The sequence below is a fragment of the Euzebyales bacterium genome, assembly GCA_035461305.1.
Classification (GTDB): domain Bacteria; phylum Actinomycetota; class Nitriliruptoria; order Euzebyales; family JAHELV01; genus JAHELV01.
This window is the reverse complement of the sequence record DATHVN010000037.1, coordinates 1-24,275: the sequence shown is the minus strand read 5'-3', so window position 1 is coordinate 24,275 and position 24,275 is coordinate 1. Positions and strand designations below refer to the sequence as shown.

26 protein-coding genes are annotated in these 24,275 nt (G+C 72.0%); 24 read left to right on the top strand and 2 right to left on the bottom strand.

Features of this window, described 5'->3' with window-relative positions; all coding sequences use genetic code 11:
* Positions 1-111: 111 nt before the first annotated feature.
* The 19 genes from VK923_03410 to der all read left to right on the top strand — a co-directional run bounded on the left by VK923_03410 (position 112) and on the right by der (position 17,402).
* Complete coding sequence (locus tag VK923_03410; protein HSJ43715.1) at positions 112-507, top strand: tetratricopeptide repeat protein; 396 nt, start codon at positions 112-114, stop codon at positions 505-507.
* 50 nt (positions 508-557) lie between these two features.
* Positions 558-920, top strand: coding sequence for a phasin family protein (locus VK923_03405; protein HSJ43714.1), 363 nt, complete (start codon positions 558-560; stop codon positions 918-920).
* Positions 917-1,081, top strand: coding sequence for a hypothetical protein (locus tag VK923_03400; GenBank protein HSJ43713.1), 165 nt, complete (start codon positions 917-919; stop codon positions 1,079-1,081). The genes VK923_03405 and VK923_03400 overlap by 4 nt, the downstream gene beginning before the upstream one ends.
* Positions 1,082-1,118: 37 nt before the next feature.
* Complete coding sequence (locus VK923_03395; GenBank protein HSJ43712.1) at positions 1,119-1,982, top strand: TlyA family RNA methyltransferase; 864 nt, start codon at positions 1,119-1,121, stop codon at positions 1,980-1,982.
* Between the two features lie 9 nt (positions 1,983-1,991).
* Positions 1,992-2,918, top strand: coding sequence for an NAD(+)/NADH kinase (locus VK923_03390; protein ID HSJ43711.1), 927 nt, complete (start codon positions 1,992-1,994; stop codon positions 2,916-2,918).
* A gap of 13 nt (positions 2,919-2,931) precedes the next feature.
* Positions 2,932-4,596 (top strand): DNA repair protein RecN, encoded by a 1,665-nt coding sequence (recN, locus tag VK923_03385; GenBank protein ID HSJ43710.1) that lies wholly within the window; start codon positions 2,932-2,934, stop codon positions 4,594-4,596.
* A 246-nt stretch (positions 4,597-4,842) separates the two neighbouring features.
* A complete protein-coding gene (locus tag VK923_03380) occupies positions 4,843-6,495 on the top strand; it encodes a CTP synthase (protein ID HSJ43709.1) in 1,653 nt (550 codons plus the stop codon).
* Positions 6,492-7,079, top strand: coding sequence for an NUDIX hydrolase (locus tag VK923_03375; GenBank protein ID HSJ43708.1), 588 nt, complete (start codon positions 6,492-6,494; stop codon positions 7,077-7,079). The genes VK923_03380 and VK923_03375 overlap by 4 nt, the downstream gene beginning before the upstream one ends.
* Before the next feature lie 220 nt (positions 7,080-7,299).
* Complete coding sequence (gene xerD / locus VK923_03370; GenBank protein ID HSJ43707.1) at positions 7,300-8,247, top strand: site-specific tyrosine recombinase XerD; 948 nt, start codon at positions 7,300-7,302, stop codon at positions 8,245-8,247.
* 48 nt (positions 8,248-8,295) lie between these two features.
* Positions 8,296-8,646 (top strand): TraR/DksA C4-type zinc finger protein, encoded by a 351-nt coding sequence (locus VK923_03365; GenBank protein ID HSJ43706.1) that lies wholly within the window; start codon positions 8,296-8,298, stop codon positions 8,644-8,646.
* Positions 8,647-8,721: 75 nt separating this feature from the next.
* Positions 8,722-10,059, top strand: a complete 1,338-nt coding sequence (locus VK923_03360) for a thymidine phosphorylase (GenBank protein HSJ43705.1) — start codon at positions 8,722-8,724, stop codon at positions 10,057-10,059.
* Positions 10,060-10,144: 85 nt separating this feature from the next.
* Positions 10,145-10,936, top strand: a complete 792-nt coding sequence (locus VK923_03355; GenBank protein ID HSJ43704.1) for a segregation/condensation protein A — start codon at positions 10,145-10,147, stop codon at positions 10,934-10,936.
* On the top strand, positions 10,933-11,568 hold the full coding sequence (scpB, locus tag VK923_03350) for an SMC-Scp complex subunit ScpB (protein ID HSJ43703.1): 636 nt from the start codon (positions 10,933-10,935) through the stop codon (positions 11,566-11,568). Before VK923_03355 ends, scpB begins: the two co-directional genes overlap by 4 nt.
* A 58-nt stretch (positions 11,569-11,626) precedes the next feature.
* Positions 11,627-12,406, top strand: a complete 780-nt coding sequence (locus VK923_03345) for a pseudouridine synthase (GenBank protein HSJ43702.1) — start codon at positions 11,627-11,629, stop codon at positions 12,404-12,406.
* Entirely contained in the window at positions 12,403-12,828 is a 426-nt protein-coding gene (gene aroH, locus VK923_03340; GenBank protein HSJ43701.1) for a chorismate mutase, read from the top strand. The genes VK923_03345 and aroH overlap by 4 nt, the downstream gene beginning before the upstream one ends.
* A gap of 162 nt (positions 12,829-12,990) precedes the next feature.
* A complete protein-coding gene (locus tag VK923_03335) occupies positions 12,991-14,088 on the top strand; it encodes a prephenate dehydrogenase (protein ID HSJ43700.1) in 1,098 nt (365 codons plus the stop codon).
* On the top strand, positions 14,085-15,392 hold the full coding sequence (aroA, locus tag VK923_03330) for a 3-phosphoshikimate 1-carboxyvinyltransferase (protein ID HSJ43699.1): 1,308 nt from the start codon (positions 14,085-14,087) through the stop codon (positions 15,390-15,392). The genes VK923_03335 and aroA overlap by 4 nt, the downstream gene beginning before the upstream one ends.
* Positions 15,389-16,033, top strand: a complete 645-nt coding sequence (gene cmk, locus VK923_03325) for a (d)CMP kinase (protein ID HSJ43698.1) — start codon at positions 15,389-15,391, stop codon at positions 16,031-16,033. Before aroA ends, cmk begins: the two co-directional genes overlap by 4 nt.
* Entirely contained in the window at positions 16,020-17,402 is a 1,383-nt protein-coding gene (gene der / locus VK923_03320; protein ID HSJ43697.1) for a ribosome biogenesis GTPase Der, read from the top strand. Before cmk ends, der begins: the two co-directional genes overlap by 14 nt.
* Positions 17,403-17,447: 45 nt before the next feature.
* On the opposite strand, the gene VK923_03315 is transcribed toward der, so the two are convergent.
* Positions 17,448-18,437, bottom strand: a complete 990-nt coding sequence (locus VK923_03315) for an NDP-sugar synthase (protein ID HSJ43696.1) — start codon at positions 18,435-18,437, stop codon at positions 17,448-17,450.
* Positions 18,438-18,519: 82 nt separating this feature from the next.
* Between VK923_03315 and VK923_03310 the strand changes: the two genes are divergently transcribed.
* A complete protein-coding gene (locus VK923_03310; protein ID HSJ43695.1) occupies positions 18,520-19,395 on the top strand; it encodes a homogentisate phytyltransferase in 876 nt (291 codons plus the stop codon).
* Between the two features lies 1 nt (position 19,396).
* Here the strand turns inward: VK923_03310 and VK923_03305 are convergent, their stop codons facing one another.
* Positions 19,397-20,272: a sulfite exporter TauE/SafE family protein gene (locus tag VK923_03305; GenBank protein HSJ43694.1), complete on the bottom strand. Its 876-nt coding sequence runs from the start codon at positions 20,270-20,272 to the stop codon at positions 19,397-19,399.
* Between the two features lie 130 nt (positions 20,273-20,402).
* Between VK923_03305 and VK923_03300 the strand changes: the two genes are divergently transcribed.
* From VK923_03300 to VK923_03285, 4 genes are all read left to right on the top strand, one after another.
* On the top strand, positions 20,403-20,864 hold the full coding sequence (locus tag VK923_03300) for an Rrf2 family transcriptional regulator (GenBank protein HSJ43693.1): 462 nt from the start codon (positions 20,403-20,405) through the stop codon (positions 20,862-20,864).
* A 131-nt stretch (positions 20,865-20,995) separates the two neighbouring features.
* The gene (locus VK923_03295) at positions 20,996-21,352 is read left to right on the top strand and encodes a YciI family protein (GenBank protein ID HSJ43692.1); all 357 of its coding nucleotides are present in this window, start codon (positions 20,996-20,998) and stop codon (positions 21,350-21,352) included.
* A 59-nt stretch (positions 21,353-21,411) separates the two neighbouring features.
* On the top strand, positions 21,412-22,662 hold the full coding sequence (locus VK923_03290; protein ID HSJ43691.1) for a sigma-70 family RNA polymerase sigma factor: 1,251 nt from the start codon (positions 21,412-21,414) through the stop codon (positions 22,660-22,662).
* A gap of 42 nt (positions 22,663-22,704) precedes the next feature.
* Positions 22,705-24,275: ABC transporter transmembrane domain-containing protein (locus tag VK923_03285; protein ID HSJ43690.1), on the top strand; the 1,571-nt coding region annotated here is incomplete at its 3' end.

Here is a 24,275-nt window from a genome sequence, read left to right as displayed (position 1 = left end):
GGCCCATCGTATGTGGTCGGTGGTCGTCCCCGCGGTGACCACTGCGCTGACACGTCGCCCCGCCGTACCCGCCATACTGGAGAGGATCGTCGATCGGAAGGGACAGCACCGATGAGCGAGCAGCCGGCCGACGCCGTCCCGGCGGTGTACGACCTGTACCGCGAGGGCTGCCGGCTGCTCGCCGACGGGAACCCGGCGGGCGCGATCGCCCCGCTGGAGCAGGCGGTGGAGCGGGAGCCGGACTCGGCGTCGCTACGTGAGGCGCTGGCCCGGGCGTGCTTTGCGACCTCGCGGATCCGCCGCGCGCGCAGCGAGTTCGAACGCGCGCTGGTGCTGGATCCCAGCAACGCCTATGCGCACTACGGCCTCGGGCGGGCGCTGGAGCGGCAGGGCCGGCTGACCCTGGCGGCGAAGCACTTCAAGCTCGCGAACGCGCTGACGCCACGACCGGCGTACGCGCGCGCCGCGGAGCGCGTCGCCCGGCGCACGGGCGGATACCGTGGCTGATGGCACGATGTGCATCCAGCCGGTGCCGAGGTGACGACCGAGGACGTCCCATGACCATGGAGAAGGACCAGCAGCCCCACGGCCGGCCGGCCGACGGCCTCGGTCGCTATGCCGAGCTGGCATCGGACCTCACCCGAACCACGCTCGGCGTCACCGAGCGTGCGCTCGCGCAGTTCGTACGTCAGGGCGAGGTCGCCGCGGAGCACGCGGAGCGCGTCGTCGAGGAGATCATCGCGCGGTCAGTCGAGGGCAGCGGTGCGCTTGCCAGGCTCGTGCGCGGCGAGGTCGAGCGGACGATCGAGCGGGCGGGCTTCGTCACGTCCGAGGAGCTCGAGGCGCTTCGGCGGCAGGTCGACGCGCTGCGCGCCGAGCTGGATGCCCGTGACGTCGGGCAGGGGGGTGGTGCGCCGTGAGCGTGGACCGGTTGGCGGCGTGCCGCGCGCGTCTCGACGGCATCGCGGAGCAGTCGTCCGAAGAGCAGGCCGAGACGCTGGAATTCGTCCACGAATCGTTGACGGCGGAGCTCGACGAACTGCTGCGCCGGAACCGCGCTCCCGACGACGCGTCGCGGTGAGCACGAAGCGGTCTCGCGGCAGGAGACAGGGCGCGCGGTGAGGCGTCCTCGCGGGCGGGTGCGCCTCGACCGCGAGCTGGTGCGCAGGGGACTGGTCGCCAGCCGGCAGGCCGCGCAGGAGGTCATCGCCGCCGGCCTCGTGACGGTCGACGGCGCGCCCGGACGCAAGCCGGCGACACAGGTGTCGACGCACCAGCAGATCGTGGTGACCGGCCCGGCCCGCAGATGGGTGTCACGTGGCGGGGACAAGCTCGACGGGGCGCTCGACCGCTTCGACCTGGCGGTCACCGGCCGCGAATGCCTGGACGTCGGAGCGTCGACGGGCGGGTTCACCGACGTACTGCTGGCCCGCGGCGCAGCGCGCGTCGTCGCGGTGGACGTCGGCTACGGACAGCTCGCCTGGCGGCTGCGCACGGACGAGCGTGTCGTGGTCGTCGAGCGGACGCACGTGCGCGATCTCACCGTGGACCACCTCGCCGGGTCCCAGCCCGATCTTGTGGTCGCCGACCTGTCGTTCATCTCGCTGCGGACGGCGCTACCACCACTGCGGACCCTGCTGGGTGCTGGAGTCGACTGGTGTTGCCTGGCCAAGCCACAGTTCGAGGTCGGCAGGGACCATGTGGGCCGCGGCGGGGTCGTGCAGGACCCGGACGCGTGGGGCCGTGCGCTCGACGCGGTGCGCGACGCCGCCGCCAACCTCGACCTGACTGTCGCTGGTGCGACCGTCTCGGATCTTCCGGGGCCGGCCGGCAACATCGAGTTCTTCGTCTGGCTGCGGGACAGGAGCCGGAGCGGCGACCGCGCACCAGGGACGGGTGACGGCGACCCCGTCGACTGGGCGCCGTTGCGCGACGCTCTGCTGGCGCAGGGGACGGCGCTTCGGGCGCGGACGAACGGTTAGCATCGCGTGGTGACCTCACGCGAGTCGGCTGCCCAGCCCGGCGACAACGACCGCCTGCGCCGGCAGGCCCATCGGCCCGCGCGCACGTTCGGCGTGATCGTGCACCCCGGGCGGGTCGCGGCACGGTCGGCCGCGATCGCCGCCGCCGCGCGCCTGCATGCGGCGGACCTGCGGGTCGTCGCCTGCAAGACCGACGACTGGTCATCGTCGGACATGCTGGACATCGTGGCGCCGGGGGAGTTCGCTGACGACCTCGACGTCGTTCTGGTGTTCGGCGGTGACGGCACGTTCCTGCGCGCCGCCTACCTGGCGCGCGACGCCGGCGTGCCGCTGCTCGGCGTGAACCTGGGTCGCCTCGGCTTCCTGTCCGAGTGCGAGGAGCCCGACGTGCCGTGGGCGCTGGACCGGTTGATCGCCGGGCGCTACGAGGTCGAGGACCGCATGACCCTGTCGGTCACCGTGCACGACGCCGACGGCACCGTCGTGGCCGAGAGCTGGGCGCTGAACGACGCGTCGGTCGAGCGCCGCCAACCGGAGCGCCTCATCGTGCTGGACGTCGCGATCGGTGCGACGCACCTGACCAGCATCCCGGCCGACGCCCTGATCTGCGCCAGTCCGACGGGGTCGACCGCCTACGCGTTCAGCGCGGGCGGACCAATCTTGTCGCCGCTCGTGGAGGCGCTGCTGCTGACGCCGGTGGCGCCCCACACGTTGTTCGACCGGACGATGGTCGTCGATCCGACCGAGATGATCCACATCCGGCCGGGCGCGGAGGGACGCAATCCCTGCGTTGTCAGCCTGGACGGCCGCGAGTCATTGGCCGTGCCACCCGGCGGTGAGGTGCGCGTGACGCGTGGTGCCGTGCCGGCGCAGATGGCACGGCTGAACCCGTTCAACTTCTACGATCGCGTCCGGGAGAAGTTCGGGCTGCGGTGACGCGGGGAGAGCGATGCTCGACGAATTGCACCTGCGTGATCTCGGTGTGATCGAGGACGTGATGCTGCGGCTCGCGCCAGGCCTGAACGTGCTCACCGGCGAGACCGGTGCGGGCAAGACGATCATCATCTCGGCCCTTGAGCTGCTGCAAGGTGCCCGCGCCAGCGCACCGCAGGTCCGGCAGGGCGCCGACGTCGCGGTCACCGAGGCGCGCCTGCACCCGGTCCCCGACACCGCGGCGGACTGGGCCGACAGCGCCGACGACGACCTCGTCATCGCGCGCGAAGTCGCGGCCTCCGATGGAGGCGGACGCAGCCGCGCCCGCGTCGGCGGCCATCTCGCACCCGTGTCCGCCCTGCGTGCGGTCACCGCCGGCCTGATCGAGATGCACGGGCAGCAGGACTCGACGCGGCTGACCACGGCGACCGCCCAACGTGACCTGCTCGACCGCTTCGGCGGACCGCCCGCCACCGCCGCGCTGTCGACCTACCGCGCGGCTCACGACGCGTGGGTGCAGGCCCGCCGCGACCTCGAGACGCTCCAGGCCGCGCACCGTCAGCGCGTGCGCGAGCAGGACCGGCTGCGCTTCGAGCTCGATGAGATCGACGCCGTCGACCCCGCCGCTGACGAGGAGGCACAGCTCGACGCACAGCTGCGCCGCATGGAGCACGCCGAGGGGCTGATGCTCGCGGCACGGCAGTCGGCGGACCTGCTGACCGGGGAGCAGGGAGCGCGCGACGCCCTGGGCGCGGCCGTCGCCGAGCTGCGCGGCATGTCCGGGGTCGACGAGGTGCTCGACGAGCTGCTCCAGCGGCTCGAGCAGGTGGCCGCCGAGGCACAGGACCTCGGGCTGGAGCTCAGCAGCTACGCGCACGGCGTCGAGATCGACCCTGTGGCGCTCGACCAGCTGCGCACCCGGCGGTCGGCGATCGCGCAGCTGGTGCGCAAGTACGGGGTGGACACACGTGAGGTGATCGCGTACGCGACCGCAGCGCGGGCGCGCGTCGACGAGCTCGCCACCGACGACCAGCGTGAGCAGGAGCTCGAGGCGCAGCTCGCTCGCCTCGGCGACGAGGTGGAGCAGGCGGCGGTCGCGCTGCGCGAGGTGCGGACCGGTGTGGCCAAGCGGCTCGAGGAGGTGGTCGGCGGACACCTCGACGAGCTGGCAATGCCGGGCGCGCGCCTTGAGATCCACCTGAGCCCGACGCCGCCGGGGCCGGACGGCGCTGACCGCGTGGACTACCTGCTCGCGGCCAACCGCGGCGAGCCAGCGCTCGAGCTGGGACGCTTCGCGTCCGGCGGTGAGCGCAGCCGCATCGCGCTGGCGTTGCGGCTGGCCCTCGCCGACGCCGACGACACCCCGGTCCTGGTGTTCGACGAGGTCGATGCCGGAATCGGCGGCGGTGTCGCCCGCGCCGTCGGTGCCAAGCTCGCCGCGCTGGCGAAGGGCCGCCAGGTGCTGTGCGTGACGCATTCGGCTCAGCTCGCCGCGCATGCCGACGCGCACTTCCTGGTGACCAAGGAATCGACGCCGGACGGCCGCACACGCTCACACGTGGAGCAGCTCGACCGCGACGCGCGTGTCGCCGAGCTCAGCCGCATGCTGTCGGGGTCCGCCGACAGCGATGTCGCCGCCCGCCACGCCGACGAGCTGCTCGCGACGGTGCGCGCGCCCTGACACCCGTCGCGTGGCCGCTGGCGAGCACATGTGGGGTGCCGGCGGCCACCCTGGTTGATCGCGTGGCCGCCGGTCGGCGCACGTCGGTGCTCGCGGCCCACGCTCTGCGGGTGCGGCCCGCATACGTGCTTTGTCGCCGCCGGTCCTGCTGCTACCGTATGAAGAGGCAGCACTGCTTGCGCGGATCGTGCGCCCGGTGGCCGCTCCTCGACGTGTTGATCCATACCGTCCCGTAGGAAGCGTGTCATGGCCAAGCACATCCTCATCACCGGCGGTGTCAGTTCGTCCCTCGGCAAGGGCATCACGGCGGCGTCCCTCGGACGGCTGCTGAAGGCGCGCGGGCTGCGGGTCACCCTGCAGAAGCTCGACCCGTACGTCAACGTCGACCCCGGCACCATGAACCCGTTCGAGCACGGTGAGGTCTTTGTGACCGAGGACGGCGGCGAGACCGACCTCGACCTGGGTCACTACGAGCGCTTCGTCGACGAGAACCTGCGCCGCGAGTCGAGCGTGTCGACCGGGCAGATCTACTCGAGCGTCATCGCCAAGGAGCGCCGGGGCGACTACCTGGGGCGGACGGTGCAGGTGATCCCTCACATCACCGATGAGATCAAGGCCCGCATCCTCGCGCTCGCCGACGATGCCGACGTCGTGATCACCGAGGTCGGTGGCACGGTGGGTGACATCGAGGGCCTGCCGTTCCTCGAGGCCATCCGGCAGCTGCGCCACGACGTCGGCCGGGAGAACATCTGCTACGTCCACGTTGCGCTCGTGCCGTTCATCGGCCCGACGGGTGAGCTCAAGACCAAGCCGGCGCAGCACTCGGTGCGTGAGCTCCGCAGCATCGGCATCCAGCCCGACGCGGTCGTGTGCCGCAGCGACCGGCCGCTGTCGGCCGAGCTCAAGCGCAAGATCGCCATGCTGTCCGACGTGGACCTCGAGGGGGTCGTGAGCGCGCACGACGCCGAGTCGATCTACGCCGTGCCGCTGCGGTTGCGCGAGGAGGGCCTCGACGACTTCATCGTCGGCCGCGTCGGCCTGGACCCTACCGTCGAGCCCCGCATGGACGAGTGGGCCGCGATGGTCGCCCGGGCGATGCATCCCGACGACACCGTGCGCATCGCGCTGGTCGGCAAGTACACGTCGCTGCCCGATGCCTACCTCTCGGTGGTCGAGGCGCTCGGGCACGCGGGTGTGCACCACGGTGTCGACATCGACCTCTGCTGGGTTCCGTCGGACGAACTCATCGACCACGTGACGGCCGAGCGCATGCTGGCGAGCGCGCATGGTGTGCTCGTGCCCGGCGGGTTCGGCGTCCGCGGCATTGAGGGCAAGATCGCCGCTGCGCGGCTCACCCGCCAGCGCCACATCCCCTATCTGGGCATCTGCCTCGGCCTGCAGGTCGCTGTCGTCGAGTTCGCACGCCACGTGGTGGGCCTGCCCGAGGCCAACTCCAGCGAGTTCGAGCCCGAGACGCCCGATCCCGTCGTCCACCTGATGGCCGACCAGCACAGCGTCGTCGAGAAGGGCGGTACGATGCGGCTCGGCACATACCCGTGCAGGGTCATGCCCGGGACGCGGGCAGCCGCCGTCTACAACGAGCCGGTGGTCTACGAGCGCCACCGGCACCGGTGGGAGGTCAACAACCGCTACCGCACTCGGCTCGAGGCGGCCGGCATGCGCTTCTCGGGGCTGAGCCCGGACGGCCGGCTCGTCGAGATGATCGAACTGGACGACCACCCGTGGTTCGTCGGCTGCCAGTTCCACCCCGAGTTCCTGTCCCGTCCCGACCGTCCGCAGCCGCTGTTCGACGGCTTCGTGGCCGCGGCGCGCGAGCGCATGCTCGCCCAGGCCGGCCGCCTGCCCGACCCCGCGACGTTCCAGGAGATGGCGTCGTGAGCGACGACCGTGATACGCGTGCGCCGGACACACGGTTCGACGTGGTCGACTCCACCGTGACCCACGAGGGCGTGATGTCGACGCTGCGGGTCGATCGGGTCGCCATGCCCGGTGGGCGCTTGGCGTCGCGCGAAGTCGCGCAACGGCCCGACGCGGTCGCGGTCGTCCCGCTGACCGACGACGGCGAGGTCGTCATGGTGCGGCAATACAGGCATCCGGTCGGCCGGTACGAGCTGGAGATCCCCGCCGGCCTGCTCGACGTGGAGGGTGAGGCGGAGGCCGACGCGGCGCAGCGGGAGCTCGCCGAGGAGGTCGGCATGACCGCCGGGACGCTCGAGCGCCTGACGCGCTTCTTGAACTCGGCCGGATGGACCGACGAGGCAACGACGCTGTTCGTCGGTCGCGACCTGCGCCCCGCGACGCCCGACGACGACTTCGTCGCCGAGGCCGAGGAGGCGGACATGGAGGTGTTGCGCGTCCCGCTGGCCGAGGCGGTCGCGCTGGTGCGCACAGGGGCCGTCACCGACGCCAAGACCGTGATCGGGCTGCTGCTCGTCGGGTGTGACGCCCGGGACGACCTCTAGACTGCGGCGGTGCGGGCCACCGCGGTCCGACGACGGACCGCGCCGACGGCCACGTCGGGCCGCTGACCTGTCGTGACGGGTCACCAGCGCGCCGGGCGGGCGTCGTGCCGGGACCGACGCGGTGGGCAGCGGACGGAAGGGCTGCAGACATGCGGAGCGGTGTGCCGGCGGGTGTCACGTGCGAGGAGAACGCCCCCACGCCTCCACGGGTCCGGCCGTGATGGCACCGCGCAGCCACGTCGACAATGAGCTGCCGCAGCACGGGGCGCGGTTCCTCGACTACCTCATCGTCGAACGCGGCCTGTCCGACCACAGCCTGGCTGCGTACCGCCGCGATCTCCGCCTGTACCGGACGTTCCTCGCCCAGGTCGGCGTGACCGACGTCGCGAAGGTGGACGTTGCGACGCTGCGCGGGCTGGTCCCCTGGCTGCGTACGACGCCGAACGCGCGCGGCTCCACCTACGCGCCGCGGTCCATCGCCCGGACCGTGGCGGCGGTGCGCGGCTTCCACCGCTTCCTGGTGGCGGAGGGGCTCACCGCGACCGACCCCGCGAGCTACCTCAGCGCCCCACGGCTGCCCCGCAACCTGCCGCGGGCGCTGACCATGCCGCAGATCGAGGCGCTGCTGGGTGCGCCCTCGGGTGACGGTCCCGCGGTCCTGCGCGACCGCGCGTTGCTCGAGCTGCTGTACTCGGCGGGGCTGCGGATCTCCGAGCTCGTGGCGCTCGACGTCGACGACGTCGACCTGACGCTGCGCACCGTCAGGTGCCTCGGCAAGGGCCGCAAGGAGCGCATCGTGCCCTTCGGCCGTCCGGCGGCGCGGGCGGTCGACGCGCTGGTGACGCGGGGACGGCCGGCCCTGCACGCGAGTGGTCCCTGGCTGCTGTGCAACCAGCGCGGCGGACGGTTGACCAGGCAGGGTGCCTGGAAGATCGTCAAGGCACACGCGGAGGCGGTCGGCCTCGGCGAGGTCGTGTCGCCACATACACTGAGGCATTCGTTCGCCACGCACCTCCTCGACGGCGGTGCGGACGTGCGGGTCGTGCAGGAGTTGCTCGGACACGCAAGCGTGAACACGACCCAGATCTACACCCAGGTGTCGACGACCCGGCTGCGCAGCGTCTACGAACGCGCGCACCCCCGAGCGACGGCGGACGGCATCGCATGAGCACATGGCGACCACTGACGGTCGCCCGCAGACGAGTGGAGCCATGACATGGACGCGCACACGCAGGAGAGGCTGCGCACCGAGCTCGATGGCAGCAGGCAGGACCTGATCGTCGAGCTGAAGCGCCTCGGCGCCGATCCCGAGAGCGGTAACGTACGCGAGCTCGGCGACGTCGACGACAACTTCGCGGACTCCGCCAGCGCGACGGCCGAGCGGTCCGAGAAGCTGACCCTGATCGAGCAGGCCACCGACCGGCTCGCCGACGTCGAGCGGGCGCTCGAGCGCATGGACGACGGGGAGTACGGCATCTGCGAACGGTGTGGCCGGGAGATCTCGACGTCGCGCCTGGAGGCGCGGCCGATGAGCGTGCTCTGTGTGGAGTGTGCATCCGCGTCATAGCGGGATGATGAAGGAGCGCACCGCACACCCTGTGGTGCCGCTCGACCGGCTGAGTGACCCGCGGAGGCGAGCGACGTGACCCACGACTCCGGACTGCTGCCCAGTGAGCTGATCGCCCGCAAGCGCGACGGTCACGAGCTGAGCGAGCCTCAGCTGCGGACGCTCATCGAGGGCATGCTGGCCGGTGACGTTGGCGAGGCGCAGATCGCGGCGCTGCTGATGGCGGGGGTCATCCGCGGGTTCACGACCAACGAGGCCAGGGCGCTCACGACGATCCTGTGGGAGAGCGGCGAGACCCTCGACCTGTCGTCGCTGTCGGGGCCGACGATCGACAAGCACTCGACCGGCGGGGTCGGCGACGGCACAACCCTGCTGGTCGCGCCACTGGTCGCCGCGGCCGGCGGCCAGATGGTCAAGTTGTCGGGGAGGGGGCTGGGGCACACGGGCGGTACGCTCGACAAGCTCGAGGCGATCCCCGGCTTCGACGTCGACCTCGACCCGCGCCGCATGCTCGAGATCGTCGAGCGTGTGGGGTGCGTGGTCGCCGCCCAGACCGACCGGCTGGTGCCCGCTGACCGCGTGCTGTACGCACTGCGGGACCTGACCGCGACGGTCGAGTCGACCGCGCTGATCGCCTCGTCGGTCATGTCGAAGAAGCTCGCCGCCGGTGCATCGACGATCGTCCTCGACGTCAAAGCGGGGGACGGGGCGTTCATGGCGGACACGCAGGCGGCCGAGGAGCTCGCGACACTCTGCGTCGAGCTCGCCCAGAGCGCCGGTCGCCGGTGCGCTGCGCTCGTGACGGACATGGACCAGCCACTCGGTCGTCAGATCGGCAACGCGCTGGAGGTCTCGGAGGCGATCAGCCTGCTGCAGGGTGCGCCCACGGGGCGTCTCGCCGAGGTGGCGGTGGAGCTGGCGACCCTCGCGCTGAGCGAGGCCCGGCCGCAGGAGGGCGGCAGCGGTGCGGCCGATGCGGTGCGCCAGGACCTGATCCGCCGGTGGGAGAAGGGCGAAGCGCTCGAGCGCCTCGAGCAGATGATCGCCGGCCAGGGCGGCGACCCGGAGGTGTGCAACGATCCCGCGTCGATCCTGCCGTCGGCGTCGGTGCAGCGCGAGGTCGTGGCGACGGCAGGCGGCACCATGCAGCGGATCTCCGCACGCCGGATCGGCGAGGCGGTCGCGCGCCTCGGGGCCGGTCGAGCCCGCAAGGGCGACGACGTCGACCCCGCGGTCGGAATCGTGCTCGAGGTCGAGGTCGGGGACAGGATCGATGCCGGGCAGCGGGTCGCACAGGTCCACGCGCGCTCCGCGGAGGCCGCGCAGCGCGCGGTCGACAGCGTGCAGGCGGCGATCGCCCTCGGCGACGCCGGGCCCCGTGAGGTCGTGCTCTCGCGGGTGCTGCTCGGGTGACCACGATGCGACAGTGACGCCGCCCGCCGTGCCTGCTCTGCCGGGTGGACCGACTGCCCTACACTGTCGCGACATGGCGTACACCGTGACGGTCGGTGATTTCGAAGGACCCTTCGATCTCCTGCTCAAGCTGATCGCACAGCGCCGGGTCGACGTATACGACGTGGCGCTGGCTGACATCACCGACGACTACCTCGCCGTCGTGCGGAGGATGGACACCCTGGACCTCGAGGCCACCACCGAGTTCCTGGTCATCGCGGCGACCCTGGTCGAGCTGAAGGCCGCCCGGCTACTGCCGACCGACGACGAGCCCGAGATCGACGAGCTCGCCATGCACGCCCGCGACCTGCTGTACGCCCGCCTGCTGGACTACCAGGTGTACACCGAGGCCGCGTCGTTCCTGGGTGGACGCATGGCCGACCAGCAGGGCTACGTACCGCGGGCGGTGCCGCTGGAACAGGCCTTCGTCGGACGCGTCCCACCGGTCGAGCTGACGACGACGCCGGACGACCTCGCGATGCTCCACGGGGACCTGCTCGCCCGCATGGCCGAGCGTGACCGCGCCGTCGACACCTCGCACCTGCCACTGATCCCGATCACCGTCGAGCAGGCCTCGCGGCACCTCGTCGATCGCCTGGACAGCGCCGGCGGCCGCGCGACGTTCCGTGCGCTGACGCGCGCCTACCGGACCCGCGTCGAGGTGGCGGTCGCGTTCGTCGCCGTCCTCGAGCTGTACAAGAACGAGCACGTCGAGGTCGAGCAATCCACCCACTGCGGCGACATGGTCATCGCGCGCACGGCCCACGACCTGGTGGCCGTGACGACCGGCGACACGACGGTCGCGCTCCGGCCCATGGCGGTGCGGGCCGGTCGATGACGGACCCGGACACCGAGCTCGATCCCGAGCTGCGGCTCGGACTGGAGGCGATCCTGCTGGTCGTCGAGGAGCCCGTACCTGCGAACACGCTGGCGCAGGTCCTCGAGATCGGTGAGCAGAAGGTCGTCGACGGCCTGCGACAGCTGCGGCGCGAGTACCTCGACGACGGCCATGGCTTCGTCCTGCGTGAGGTCGGCGGCGGGTGGCGCCTGTACACGGCGCCGCAGGCCGCAGAGTACGTCGAGCGGTGGGTCACGCGGGGACGGACGGGCAGCCTGTCACGGGCAGCGCTGGAGACGCTGGCCATCGTTGCCTACAAGCAGCCGGTGACGCGGGCGACCATCTCGCAGATCCGCGGCGTCGACGCCGACGGAGCCGTGCGCACGCTGCTCAGCCGCGATCTGATCGAGGCGATCGGACGGGAGGACACACCCGGGCAGCCTGTGCTCTACGCGACCACGACGACGTTCCTGGAGCAGATCGGCCTGGGCTCGGTCGCTGAGCTTCCCGCCCTCGGCGTGTTCGCGCCTCCGGGACCCCCGCCGGACGAGCCGCCGCTCGACGGCTACCGGCAGGCCCGCCGCGATGTCGGCCGTGTGGCGACGCCCACCTCTGACGACCACACGTCGTGAGTGCTCGGCGTCGTGTGCGCCACCTGCGGCGTGTCAGCGGCAGCGGTAGGCACACGTCATGAGCGGGCCGGAGCGGGTGCAGAAGGTGCTGGCGGCGGCGGGACTCGGCAGCCGCCGGCAGTGCGAGGAACTGATCGCCGCCGGAAAGGTCACGGTCAACGGCCGGACCGCCCGGCTCGGCGATCGCGCGGACCCACGGGCCGATGTCCTCGCGGTCGACGGCGTGCAGGTCCGGACGGATCCCCAGCTCGTGCACTACATGCTCAACAAGCCCCGCGGCGTCATCACGACGATGAACGATCCGGAGGGCCGTCCGACTGTCGCCGACTACGTCGCGCCGCCGCCGCGGGTGTTCCCCGTGGGCCGGCTCGACGCCGACACTGAGGGGCTGCTGCTGCTGACCAACGACGGACCGCTGGCCCAGCGCCTGACGCATCCGAGCTATGAGATCCCCAGGACGTACGTGGCGCAGCTGCGCGGAGCCGTCCGGCGCCAGGCGCTGCGCGCGTTGACGGACGGGGTGGTGCTGTCCGACGGGGTGGCGGCCGCCGCGTCGGTGCGTACCCTGGCATCGGCCAGAGACGAGACGTTGCTCGAACTGGTGGTCACCGAGGGCCGGAACCGGCTGGTGCGGCGCATGCTCGGCGTCGTCGGGCTCACACTGGTTCGCCTCGCGCGGGTCCAGGTCGGTCCGGTCAGGCTCGGCGACATGGGCCAGGGACGTGTTCGGCCACTGACCGACCGCGAGGTGCAGGACCTCTACGCGGCGGTGCGGCTGGGAGAGAGCGAAGGCGTCGACCCGGCGGTGGTGGACGACCACGAGGACGAAGAGCAGTGAGCACCGACATCATGAGGTCCACCACCGACGACGTGACCGCGCCCCACGATCGGCCCCGGATCGCCGCGCTGCGCGGTGCGACGACGCTCGACGCCGACACCCGCGACCAGGTGCTGGAGCGCACCGCCGAGCTGCTCGGCGCCATGCTCGAGCGCAACGGACTGGTGTCGGCCGACCTGATCAGCCTGATCTTCACCGCGACCGAGGACGTGCACAGCGAGTTCCCCGCCGCCGCCGTGCGTGAGGCCGGCATCTCCGACGTGCCGATGTTGTGCGCGCGGGAGCTGCCGATCGACGGCCCCAGCAACATCCCGCTGTGCATCCGGGTCCTGGCGCACGTGCAGACCGACCGTGCACGCGCCGACCTTCGGCACGCGTACCTGCATGGTGCGCGCCAGCTGCGCAGCGATCTGCCCGAGTGACGGGCGCGGGCGAGCGTCAGCGAGCCGGAGGGCGGGGATCAGCAGGGCGCGGGCGAGCGTCAGCGAGCCGGAGGGCGACGATGAGCCGGCGCCGGCCGCCGCGGTGGGCGCACACCGCATACAGTGCAGTCCAGGCACGACACCCCAGGAGTAGCGGTTGCAGTGCGTGTAGCGATCATCGGGACGGGCCTGATCGGCACGTCGCTCGGCCTCGCCCTGCAGCAGGTGCACGAGGTCGACGACGTCGTGGGCTACGACCACGACACCGACCGGCTGTCCACCGCGCTGCAGCGCGGCGGGTTGACCGAGGCCGCGTTGTCGGCCGGCGAGGCCGTGGCCGGCGCAGACGTCGTGGTGCTGGCGGTGCCGGTCTCGGCCGTGGCTGATGTCGCAAGGACGGTCGCTGGCTTCCTGCGCACCGGAGCGATCGTCACGGACGTGGCGAGCGTCAAGACGGCCGTGGTGTCCACGCTCCAGCACGTGCTGCCCGATGACGTCTGGTTGGTCGGCGGGCATCCGATGGCCGGTTCCCACGAGGCCGGCCCTGAGCACGCGACCGCGGAGTTGTTCGTCGGCGCCACCTACCTGCTGACGCCGACGACGCACACCGATCCGGAGGCCTACCGGACGTTGCACCGCCTGGTCGCGGGCGTCGGCGCGCGTCCCATGGCGATCGATCCGGTCCACCACGACCGCCTGGTCGCCGTGATCAGCCACCTGCCGCAGCTCGCCGCGACGACGCTGATGAACCTGGCCACCGAGCAGGCGCAGCAGCAGCACGCCGGACTGCTGCTGCTGGCCGCCGGCGGCTTCCGCGACGCCACGCGTGTCGCGGCCAGCAACCCCAAGCTGTGGCTGGACATCTGCGCCGAGAACCGCGACGCGATCGTCGGGGTGCTCGATGACTACGCGACCCGCATCTCGAAGCTGCGCGCCACGGTGGCCGCGGCGGACGATGACCAGCTGCACCGGGTGCTGGCCGACGCGCAACGTGCACGGCGGAGCCTCCCCCGGAAGACGGTCGCGGGTGGCGCCCTGGTCGAGCTGGTGCTGCCGATCCCGGACCGCCCCGGCGTGCTGGCCGAGGTCACGACCTGTGTCGGCGCGACCGGCGTCAACATCGAAGACTTCAGCATCGACCACGCCGCCGAGGGCGGCCGCGGCGCCCTGCGGCTGATCATCTCGGGCGCCGGGCACGCCGCGACGGCTGCTGCGGCGCTCAAGGAACGCAGCTACGAGGTCCGCGAGCGGCTGCTGTGACCGCGCGGGGTTCCACGGCTGCGCTCGAGGTCGTGCCGGCCGGCCCCGTCGGCGGACGGGTGCGCGCGCCAGCGAGCAAGAGCGTCACCAACCGTGCTCTCGTCACGGCCGCCCTCGCGACGGGTGTTAGCACCCTGCGAGCGCCGCTCGACAGCGACGACAGCACGGCCATGCGTGACTGCCTCCGGGCGCTCGGTGCCGTCGTCGATCTCACTGCGGAGCACTGGCGGGTCACCGGCACAGGCGGTGACATCGCGAGCCCGCACGCGCCACTTGACGCCCGCCTGTCAGGCACGACCGCCCGGTTCGTCACCGCGGTGTGTGCGCTCGGGCGGCACGGTGGCGAGGTCACCGGGCACGCGCCGCTGCGGCGCCGCCCGATCCGCCCGCTGGTCGACGCGCTGCGCTCGCTCGGCGCCAAGGCAGACGACACCGACGGCGGCCTGCCGGTGCGCATCGCCGGCGGTGGGCTCGTGGGAGGCACGGTCGAGGTCGATGTGTCGGGGTCGAGCCAGTTCGGCAGCGCTGTGCTGCTGGTCGCCCCCTACGCGCGGGCAGACGTCGTCTGCCGGTTCCGGGGACGGACGGCGGCCGACTACATCGCGCTGACCGTCGACCTGATGCGGTCGTGGGGCGCGCAGGTCGACGACCGGCCCGACGGCTGGCGGGTCCGTGCCGGCAGCGGCTACCTGGCGCGCAGCGTCGACGTCGAGTACGACGCCAGCGCCGCGGCGCACCTCCACGCCCTCGCCGCCGCGTCCGGCGGCAGTGTCACCGTGACCAACGCGGTGCCGACACGCCAGCCCGACGCCGGTGCCGTCGAGGTCCTCGCCGCGTTCGGCTGCGAGGTCGCGCGTCGGTCGGTCGGCGTCACCGTGACGTCCACCGGAGCGCTGCGGCCGGTGGACGTGTCGCTGGCGGCCATGCCGGACCAGGTGTCGACGTTCGGGGCGCTCGCGGCCCTGGCGCCCGGAACGTCCGTGCTGCGTGACGTCGGCGTCGCGCGCATGCACGAGACGGACCGGCTCGAGGCGCTCACGACCGAGCTCGGCCGCCTCGGAGTCGAGGTCGAGCAGGCCCCCGACACCCTGACCATCCACGGCGGCGGAGCGCGCGGCCCCGCCACGCTGCGGACGCATGATGATCACCGGCTGGCGATGGCCTTCGCGGCGATCGGGAGCCGCGTCGCCGGTGTGACGATCCTGGATCCGGGCTGCGTGGCCAAGACGTACCCGGCGTTCTGGGACGACGCCCGCGCGCTGGGCTGTGACCTGCGGCATCGGGGCGGCGAGGTCGTCCCATGAGCACGGTGGTCGCGATCGACGGGCCGGCCGGGTCGGGGAAGTCGACGGTCGCCGCCGCGCTCGCCCGGCGGCTCGGTGTCCCCCACGTCGACTCCGGCGCCTACTACCGGGCGGCGACGCTGGCGGTGCTGTGGGCGGGCGCCGACCCGCGCTCGGAGGCGGAGGTGCTCGCCGTGCTCGACGGCGTGCACATCACGCGACGGCGGGACCGGACGCTGCTCGACGGCCGGGACGTCGAAGCCGAGATCCGCTCGGACGACGTCACGGCGCAGGTGTCTGCGGTCGCCGCGCACCCGGATGTCCGACGCCGCCTGGTCCTGCTGCAGCGCGCGGCCGCTGCGGGGGAGGGGGCCGTGGTCGAGGGGCGTGACGCGGCATCGGTGATCGTCCCCGACGCCCGGCTCAAGGTGTGGCTCACCGCGCCGCCCGCGGTTCGCGCCGCGCGTCGGGCCGCCCAGCAGGGCCACGATGACGCCGCAGTGATCGAGCGCGTGACGACCCAGCTGCTCGCCCGCGACGATGCCGACAGGCACAACACGTTCCTCGACGCCGATGCCGTGGTGGTCGACACCGCCGACCTGACGGTCGATGCGGTCGTCGCTCGCATCGTCGATCTGGTGGGGCCACATGACCGGTCCTGACACGTCCACGGCTTCCGACGCTCCGCCGGCCGTCGTCGCTGTCGTCGGCCGCCCGAACGTCGGCAAATCGACGCTCGTCAACCGGCTGATCGGCCGCCGCGCTGCGATCACGCAGGAGCAGCCGGGCATCACCCGCGACCGGACCGAGCACGACACCGTGTGGTCGGGACGACCGCTGACCATCGTCGACACCGGCGGCTGGGCCGGGATCGGCATCGACGGACCTGACCACCTGTCGGCGGCCGTGACGACCCAGGCCGAGGTCGCCTCGGCCGACGCCGATGTGATCCTGTTCGTCGTCGACCTGACTGTCGGCATCACCGACGACGATGCGATGGTCGCCCGCTGGCTCCGCACGTCGAAGGTTCCTGTGCTGCTGGTCGCCAACAAGGCCGACGAGCTGGGCAACGCTGCGGTGCTGCAGTCACAGCTCGCCGAGCTGTACGGCCTGGGCATGGGCGAGCCCCATCCTGTCAGCGCGCTTCACGGCCGGGGCTCCGGTGACCTGCTCGACGCGGTGCTCGCCCAGCTCGGCGGCGCTGACGTGCCCGCGCGCGAGCGACCACGTGACGAGGTCAGCGTCGTGCTGCTCGGACGACCCAACGTCGGCAAGTCGTCGCTGTTCAACCGACTGGCGGGTGAGCCGCGGGTGATCGTCGACGAGCGGCCGGGCACGACGCGGGACACCGTCGACTCGGTGCTGCGCCTGAGCGGCGGCGGCAGCTACCGGTTCATCGACACGGCCGGACTGCGCCGCAAGGTCCGCGGCGGCGACGACACCGAGTACTACAGCCGGATGCGGGCCGTCGGCGCGCTGCGCCGGGCCGAGGTGGCGCTGCTGGTGGTGGACGCGTCCGAGCCGGTCGGTGAGCAGGAGCAGCGCCTGGCGCGGCAGGTCATCGACGCCGGCCGCGGGCTCGTGATGGTCCTGAACAAGTGGGACCTGGTCGACGAGGAGCGGCGAGGCCGCATCGACCGTGAGCTCGACCGCCTGCTCGCGTTCACGTCGTTCGCGCCGCTGCTGCGCACGTCGGCGCGTACCGGTCGCGGGCTCAGGACGCTGGGGCAGGTGATCGATCAGGTGCACGCCGAATGGTCACGCCGCATCCCGACGGCCAAGCTCAACCGGTGGCTGGCCGACGCCGTCGCCGCGACCGCCCCGCCGATGGCACGCGGCCGGACGGTGCGGCTGCGCTACGCGACCCAGGTGGAGGTTGGTCCGCCGACGTTTCGCGTGTTCTCCAACGCGCAGGTGCCGGCGTCGTACGTGCGCTACCTCGAGCGCAGCCTGCGCGACACGTACGGCTTCATCGGCACCCCGCTTCGCGTCGGCGTGCGTGTGCGCGAGGACCGGCGGCGTACGCGCTGACCTGGTGGCGCACGCGCTGACCCGGGCCCGGGTCATGCCCGGCCGTCAGTTTCCGCCGGCGACCACGACCGCCTCGGGGCCGACGCAGCTTCCCGCCGCGACGTGTGCGCCCGGGCCGACGATCGCGTCGCTCACGTCCGCGCCGTCACCGATCACCGCGCCGCGCAGTATGATCGCGCCGCGCAGCCGTGCGCCTGTGCCGACGATGGTGCCGTCGCCGACGACGCACGGCCCGACCAGGGTCACGTCGTCGGCGATCTTCGCGGTCCGATGGACGGCGACGGCACCGTCGCATGGTTCCATTTCGGGTGGCACCGGCCAGTCGCACCGCCGGTCCAGCACCGCATGGCAGCCGTCGCGGAACCGACGGGGCGTGCCCAGGTCCTGCCAGTGAACGTCGTAGGGCTCGCCGCGCAGCATCCCGCCGCCGGCGAGCAGCCCGGGGAAGACGTCGCGTTCGAATGACAGCGGCCCGTCGCCCGGGAAGGGATCGAACGCGCGAACATCGAGCACGTACGTGCCCGCGTTGATCGTGTCGGCCGAGGTCGTGCCGGGGGGCGGCTTCTCGATGAACGCCGAGACCGTCCCGTCCGGTGTGCACTCGATGACTCCGAAGCTCGACGTGTCCTCGACCCGGGTGAGCGCCAGCGTGGCGATGGCGTCGCCCGTGCGGTGCCGCGCGACCAGGTCGGTGTAGTCGATGTCGGTCAGCACGTCACCGTTGCACACGAGGACGTCCCGTTCGCCGCTGCCGCGCAGCAGTCGCCGCGCGGCGCCGGCCGTGTCGAGGGGGCGTTCCTCGGTCAGCACCTCGACGGCGACGCCGACGTCGCTGCCCGCCGCGACCAGGGCGTCGAAGTGGTCGGTCCGGCGACCGACGAGCAGGTCCAGGCGGTCCACGCCCGCCTGGGCGAGGCGCAGCATGAGGCCGACCGCATAGGGGTGGCCCATGAACTCGACCATCGGCTTGGGGGTCGTGGCGGTCAGGGGACGGAGCCGGGTTCCGCCGCCTCCCGCAAGGACGACTGCTCGCATGCGGCAACGTTAGCCCGTGCGGCGCAGCGACGTCATATGTGTCGCGCGCCACCGCGCACGGCAGGATGGCAGCGTGGCGACCATGGTGGCGTTCAGCCGACCGCACACGATCATCGGCACGTCGTTGTCGGTGGCGGCCCTCGCGGTGCTGGCGGCGCTGTCGACGGGCTGGTGGGCGGGGTGGCCGCAGGTGCTCGCCGTCCTGGTCGGCAGCCTCGCGATCAACGTCTACATCGTCGGTCTGAACCAGGTCACCGACGTCGACATCGACCGGGTCAACAAGCCGTGGCTCCCACTCGCATCGGGTGCACTGACGATGCCGGCCGCGAAGGGCCTGGTCACCGGCTCGGCGGCACTGGCAGGTGTGATCGGGCTGCTGACCGGCCCGTATGCGCTGGCGGCGTTCGCGGTCGGCTTCGTCGTCGGCACGGCCTACTCGCTGCCACCGGTCCGGCTGAAGCGGCGCGCGCTGTGGGCGGCGCTGTCGATCGCCGGCGTCCGCGGGCTTGCCGTGAACCTGCTCCTGTACCTGCACTTCGTGACGGTCGTGGGCGCGGAGCCGGTCGTGCCGGCGCTGATCGTCGTCCTGACCGCCGTGGTACTGGCGATCAGCCTCGTCATCGCCTGGTTCAAGGACATCCCCGACATGGACGGCGACCGCCGCTTCCGCGTGCGCACGCTCACGCTGCGGCTGGGTGCGCGGCGGGTGTTGCTGCTCGGGCTGGCCGTCCTCGCGGTCGCCTACGCCGCGGTCATCGCCGCGGCCATCGTTGGTGTGCCCGGCCTGCATGGTGGCGTGCTGGCCGGGACACACCTCGCGGCGCTGGCGGTGCTGCTGGTGGCCAGCGCCCGGGTCGATCTGACGCGCCAGCCGTCGGTCGCCCGGTTCTACCTCGTGATCTGGGCGCTGTTCTACGCGGAGTACATCGCGTTTCCGGCCGCCGGGCTGCTTGCATGAGCTAGGCGGACTCGCCGAAGGTCGTCGGGTCGGTCCGCTCGCGCCGAACTGCCACGGCCACGGCGACCGTCCAGGCGATGATCAGGACGGCATAGGTCCCCGTCCGACCGTCGGACGGGACACCGACCGCGTTGAGGAGCACGCGGGCGTTGCTGAGCACGATCAAGCCACCGGCCGCGGACCCGAGTGGGCGCCCGGGCACGTGCCGCACCAGCCATGCGGCGATCGGTGCCGCCACCACGCCCCCTGCGAGCAGTGCGCCTGCCGCGACGGGGTCGACGCCCTGCCGGCCGAGTGCCAGCAGGAAGCCGAGGCTCGCCGCCAGCGCCACCGCGAACTCGCTGGTGTCGACCGAGCCGATGACCCTGCGCGGCGTCATGTCGCCGTTGGCCAGCAGCGTCGGGGTGGCCACGGGGCCCCAGCCCCCGCCGCCGGTGGCGTCGATGAAGCCGGCGCCGATGCCCAGGACCGCCAGCCACCGGCCCCGCAGGGGGCGGCGGGGTCGTGGCACCCCACTGAAGGTGAACCGCACCAGGACGTAGACACCCAGCGCGAGGAGCAGCAGCGCCATCCACGGTGCCGCGAGCTCCGTGGAGATCGAGCTCAGCGCGGTCGCACCGAGGAACGCGCCGATCGCGCCAGGCAGCGCGATGCGTCGCACCATCCGCCAGTCGACGTTGCCGAACCGCCAGTGCGCCGTGCCCGACAGCAGTGTTGTTCCGACCTCCGCCAGGTGGACGGAGGCTGACGCGGTGGCCGGCGGCAGCCCGGTCGCCAGGAGCAGGGTCGATGAGGTCATGCCGTAGGCCATGCCCAGGGTGCCGTCCACGAGCTGCGCCGCCAGCCCGACAATCGCCAGCACGACGAACATCTGCATTGCGGATCCGATCTCAATATTGTCTACTAATGATGTCAACAAAGCAGAGAATCACTGCGGCACTCTAGCGGATGACGGCCGCCGCATGCGACCTGGACGGTCGGTCGGGTGCCAGCAGGGGAGCGCAACCATGTGGATCGCACGACGGACCGACTACGCCACCCGCGCTGTGCTCCTGCTCGCGCTGATGGACGACGACGAGCCGGTCAAGCTCGACGAGATCGCCAGGCGCACGGCCGTCCCGCGGTCGGTGCTCGAGCAGATCATGCCCCTGCTGCGCAGCGCCGGGTTGGTCCGTTCGGAGCGCGGCCCGAGCGGCGGCTACCGGCTGAACAAGGCACCGGACGAGATCACGATGGAGCGTGTCGTGCGCATCTTCCAGGGCCAGCTCGCGCCGATCGGCTGCGCGACGCGCAGCGAGCCGGAGCCATGTGAGATGACGGTGGGCTGTGCACTGCGCGGGGTGTGGGAGGACGTGCGCGACGCGACGATCGCGATCCTGCGGTCCACGACGTTCGCCGACCTCGCTGCACGCAGCGGCGGTCCGTGGACCGATCCGGGCCTGCTGGAGATCGGCGGGCTGCGCCAGTGAGCGGACTGTGGAGCTCGGGTCCACCGCGGTGGAAGAATTCTCCTGACGGGGTGTCGAAGCCAGCATGGTGTGCACGACCACGTCACGACGGCGGTCCGCAGACGGCGGGTCGCACCCGGGAAGGAGACGCCATGAAGTACCTGCTGCTCATCGCCGAGGAGGAGGGCATCCGCTCGCAGTGGTCCGAGCAGGACCAGCAGGCCGACATGCAGAAGTGGTTCGAGTTCACCTCCGAGGTGCAGGAGTCGGGAGCGTACGTCGACGGCGAGGCGCTGCACGACACGTCGACCGCGACGACCGTGCGGGTCAACGACGGTGAGGTCCTGACGACCGACGGGCCGTTCGCCGAGACCAAGGAGATCATCAACGGCTACTACCTGGTCGACGTCGACGACCTCGACGCGGCCATCGGCTGGGCGGCGAAGATCCCGACGCTCGGTGCGGTCGAGGTGCGGCCCGTGATCGAGTTCGACATGCCCGAGGCCTAGGTGCGCCCACCGACAGGTGGTCCCTGGGCCGTTGAACGCGCTGTGGGACTGTGCGCGGCGTGACAAGGGCCCAGCGGTCGTCGCTCGGCGAGGCGCTCGGTGCCCACCGGCGCCTCGCCGAGACGTTCCGCAGTGAGTACGCACGGGTGCTGTCGGTGCTCGTCGCGGAGCTCCGCGAGTTCGAGCTCGCGGAGGACGCGCTCAGCGATGCGATGATGGCAGCCGCCGAGCAGTGGCCGTCCCGGGGGATGCCTCGCGAGCCGGCCGGTTGGCTGCTCGCCGTCGCGCGGCGCCGGGCGATCGACCGGCTGCGCCGTGCGGGCACCGAGCGGCGCCGGGCCCCGCTGCTGATCGTGCCCGAGGCATACGACCCGCCCGCCGGCGAGCCCGACGCGATCCCCGATGAGCGGTTGCGCCTGCTGTTCACGGCGTGTCACCCCGCGCTGGCGCGCGAGGCGCAGGTCGCGCTGACCTTGCGCGTGGTCGGCGGGTTGACGACCGGAGAGATCGCGCGGGCGTTCCTGGTGTCCGAGCCCACGATGGGCCAGCGGATCAGCCGGGCCAAGCGCAAGATCCGTGACGCCGGCATTCCGTACGCGGTGCCGGATGCCGACGAGTTGCCGCCGCGTCTGGCCGGCGTGCGCGCGGTGGTCTACCTGATCTTCAACGAGGGCCACACCGCGACCGCGGGCTCCCGGCTGCAGCGCGTGGAGCTGCAGGACGAGGCCATCCGGCTCGCGACCCTCCTATACCAGCGGCTGCCCGACGACGGCGAGCACGCCGGCCTGCTCGCGTTGCTTCTGCTGACCGCCGCCCGGCGGCCGGCCCGGTGGCGTGACGGCCGGCCGGTGCCGTTGCCGGAACAGGACCGCAGGCTGTGGGACCGCGGACGGATCGCGCGCGGCATCGCTCTCGTCGACGAGGGCCTGGCGCACGACGTCGCGGGTCCATACCTGCTGCAGGCCGCGATCGCCGCCGTCCATGCGGGGGCTTCGTCGTACGCCGACACCGACTGGTTGGCCATCATCGGCTGGTACGACCTGCTGATCGGCACGTCGTCCGAGCCGGTGCTGCGGCTCAACCGGGCCGTGGCGCGCATGGAGCAGGGTGACCTCGACGTCGCGCTCGACGACATCGACGGCCTGGTCGACGAGCTGGCGGGCTTCTCACACTTCCACGCCGCGCGGGCCGAGGTGCTCACCCGACTCGGCCGAGCAGGTCCGGCCAGGTCGGAGCTGGCGACTGCGATCGAGCTCACCGACAACGAGCCGCTGCGGGACGAGCTGACGCGCCGCCTCGCAGAGTCGTAGGCGCGGCGGCGGACGCCCACCGCGACCTTCAGACTGGGCGCGATGCCCTCACGTCATCGCTCACGACCGGTCGCGCGCCTGTGGCGCCACGCCGGCACCTACCGCCGCCGCGTGGTCGCCGCCGCGACCGCGTCGGTGCTGAACAAGACCTTCGACCTGGCGCCGCCATTCCTGATCGGCGCCGCGGTCGACATCGTCGTGCTGGGCGAGGGGTCGTTCTTCGGCGCCCGCTTCGGCATCACCTCACCGCGGGACCAGCTGCTGGTCCTCGCGGCGGTGACCGTGGTCGTGTGGGTCCTGGAGTCGTTGTTCGAGTACCTGTTCCGTGTGCTGTGGCGCAACCTCGCTCAGGACGTGCAGCACGAGCTGCGCCTCGAGGCGTACGCGCACGTCCAGGAGCTCGAGCTCCGCTTCTTCGAGGACCGCCAGTCCGGCGGGCTGCTCGCGGTCCTCAACGACGACGTCAACCAGCTCGAACGGTTCCTCGACATCGGCGCCAACGAGATCCTCCAGCTGCTCACCACGGTGGTGCTGGTCGGCGCCGCCTTCGTCGTGCTGATCGGCGATCTGGCCTGGCTGGCCTTCCTGCCCGTGCCGGTCATCATCTGGGGCTCGGTCCGCTTCCAGCATGCGCTGGAGCCGCGCTACGCGCTCGTGCGGGAGCGCGCGGGCGAGCTGAGCGCGACGTTGTCGAACAACCTGCAGGGCATCGCGACGATCAAGGCCTTCACCGCCGAGCGGCGCGAGTCCGCCCGCATCGCATCGGGCTCGCAGCGCTACGCGCAGGCCAACCGCGACGCAATCCGCCTGTCGAGCGCGTTCGTGCCGCTGATCCGCATGGCGATCCTGGCGGGCTTCACGGCGATCCTCGTCCTCGGGGGCCTGCGCGCGCTCGATGGCGAGCTCGAGGTCGGCGTCTACTCGGTGCTGGTGTTCATCACCCAGCGCCTCCTGTGGCCATTGACCAGGCTCGGCGAGACGTTCGACCTGTACCAGCGGGGCATGGCCTCGACCCGGCGGATCCTGGATCTGCTCGAGGAGGTGCCCCGGGTGGTCCCGGGCACCGACGTCCTCCCGGCGCCCGTGCGCGGGGACGTGACCTTCGAGCAGGTCGATTTCGGCTACGACGACGGTGCGCCCGTGCTGTCGGGCCTCGACCTGCACGTGCCGGCCGGCCAGACCCACGCGATCGTGGGCGCGACGGGCGCCGGCAAGTCGACGATCATCAAACTGCTGCTTCGGCTGTACGATCCCGACCGCGGCAGGGTGCTGCTCGACGGTGTCGACATCTCGACGCTGACGTTCGCCGGGCTTCGGGGCGTCATCGGCGTCGTGGGCCAGGACGTCTTCCTGTTCCACGGCACCGTGGGCGACAACCTGCGCTTCGGCAGGCCCGACGCGACCGATGCCCAGCTGCGGCGTGCGGCGGCCCTCGCCGAGGCGGACGGTTTCGTCGCGGCGCTGCCGCAGGGGTACGACACGGTCATCGGCGAGCGCGGGCAGAAGCTGTCCGGCGGCCAGCGCCAGCGCCTGTCCATCGCGCGGGCGATCCTGACCGATCCCACGGTCTTCGTCCTCGACGAGGCGACGAGCGCAGTGGACAACGAGACCGA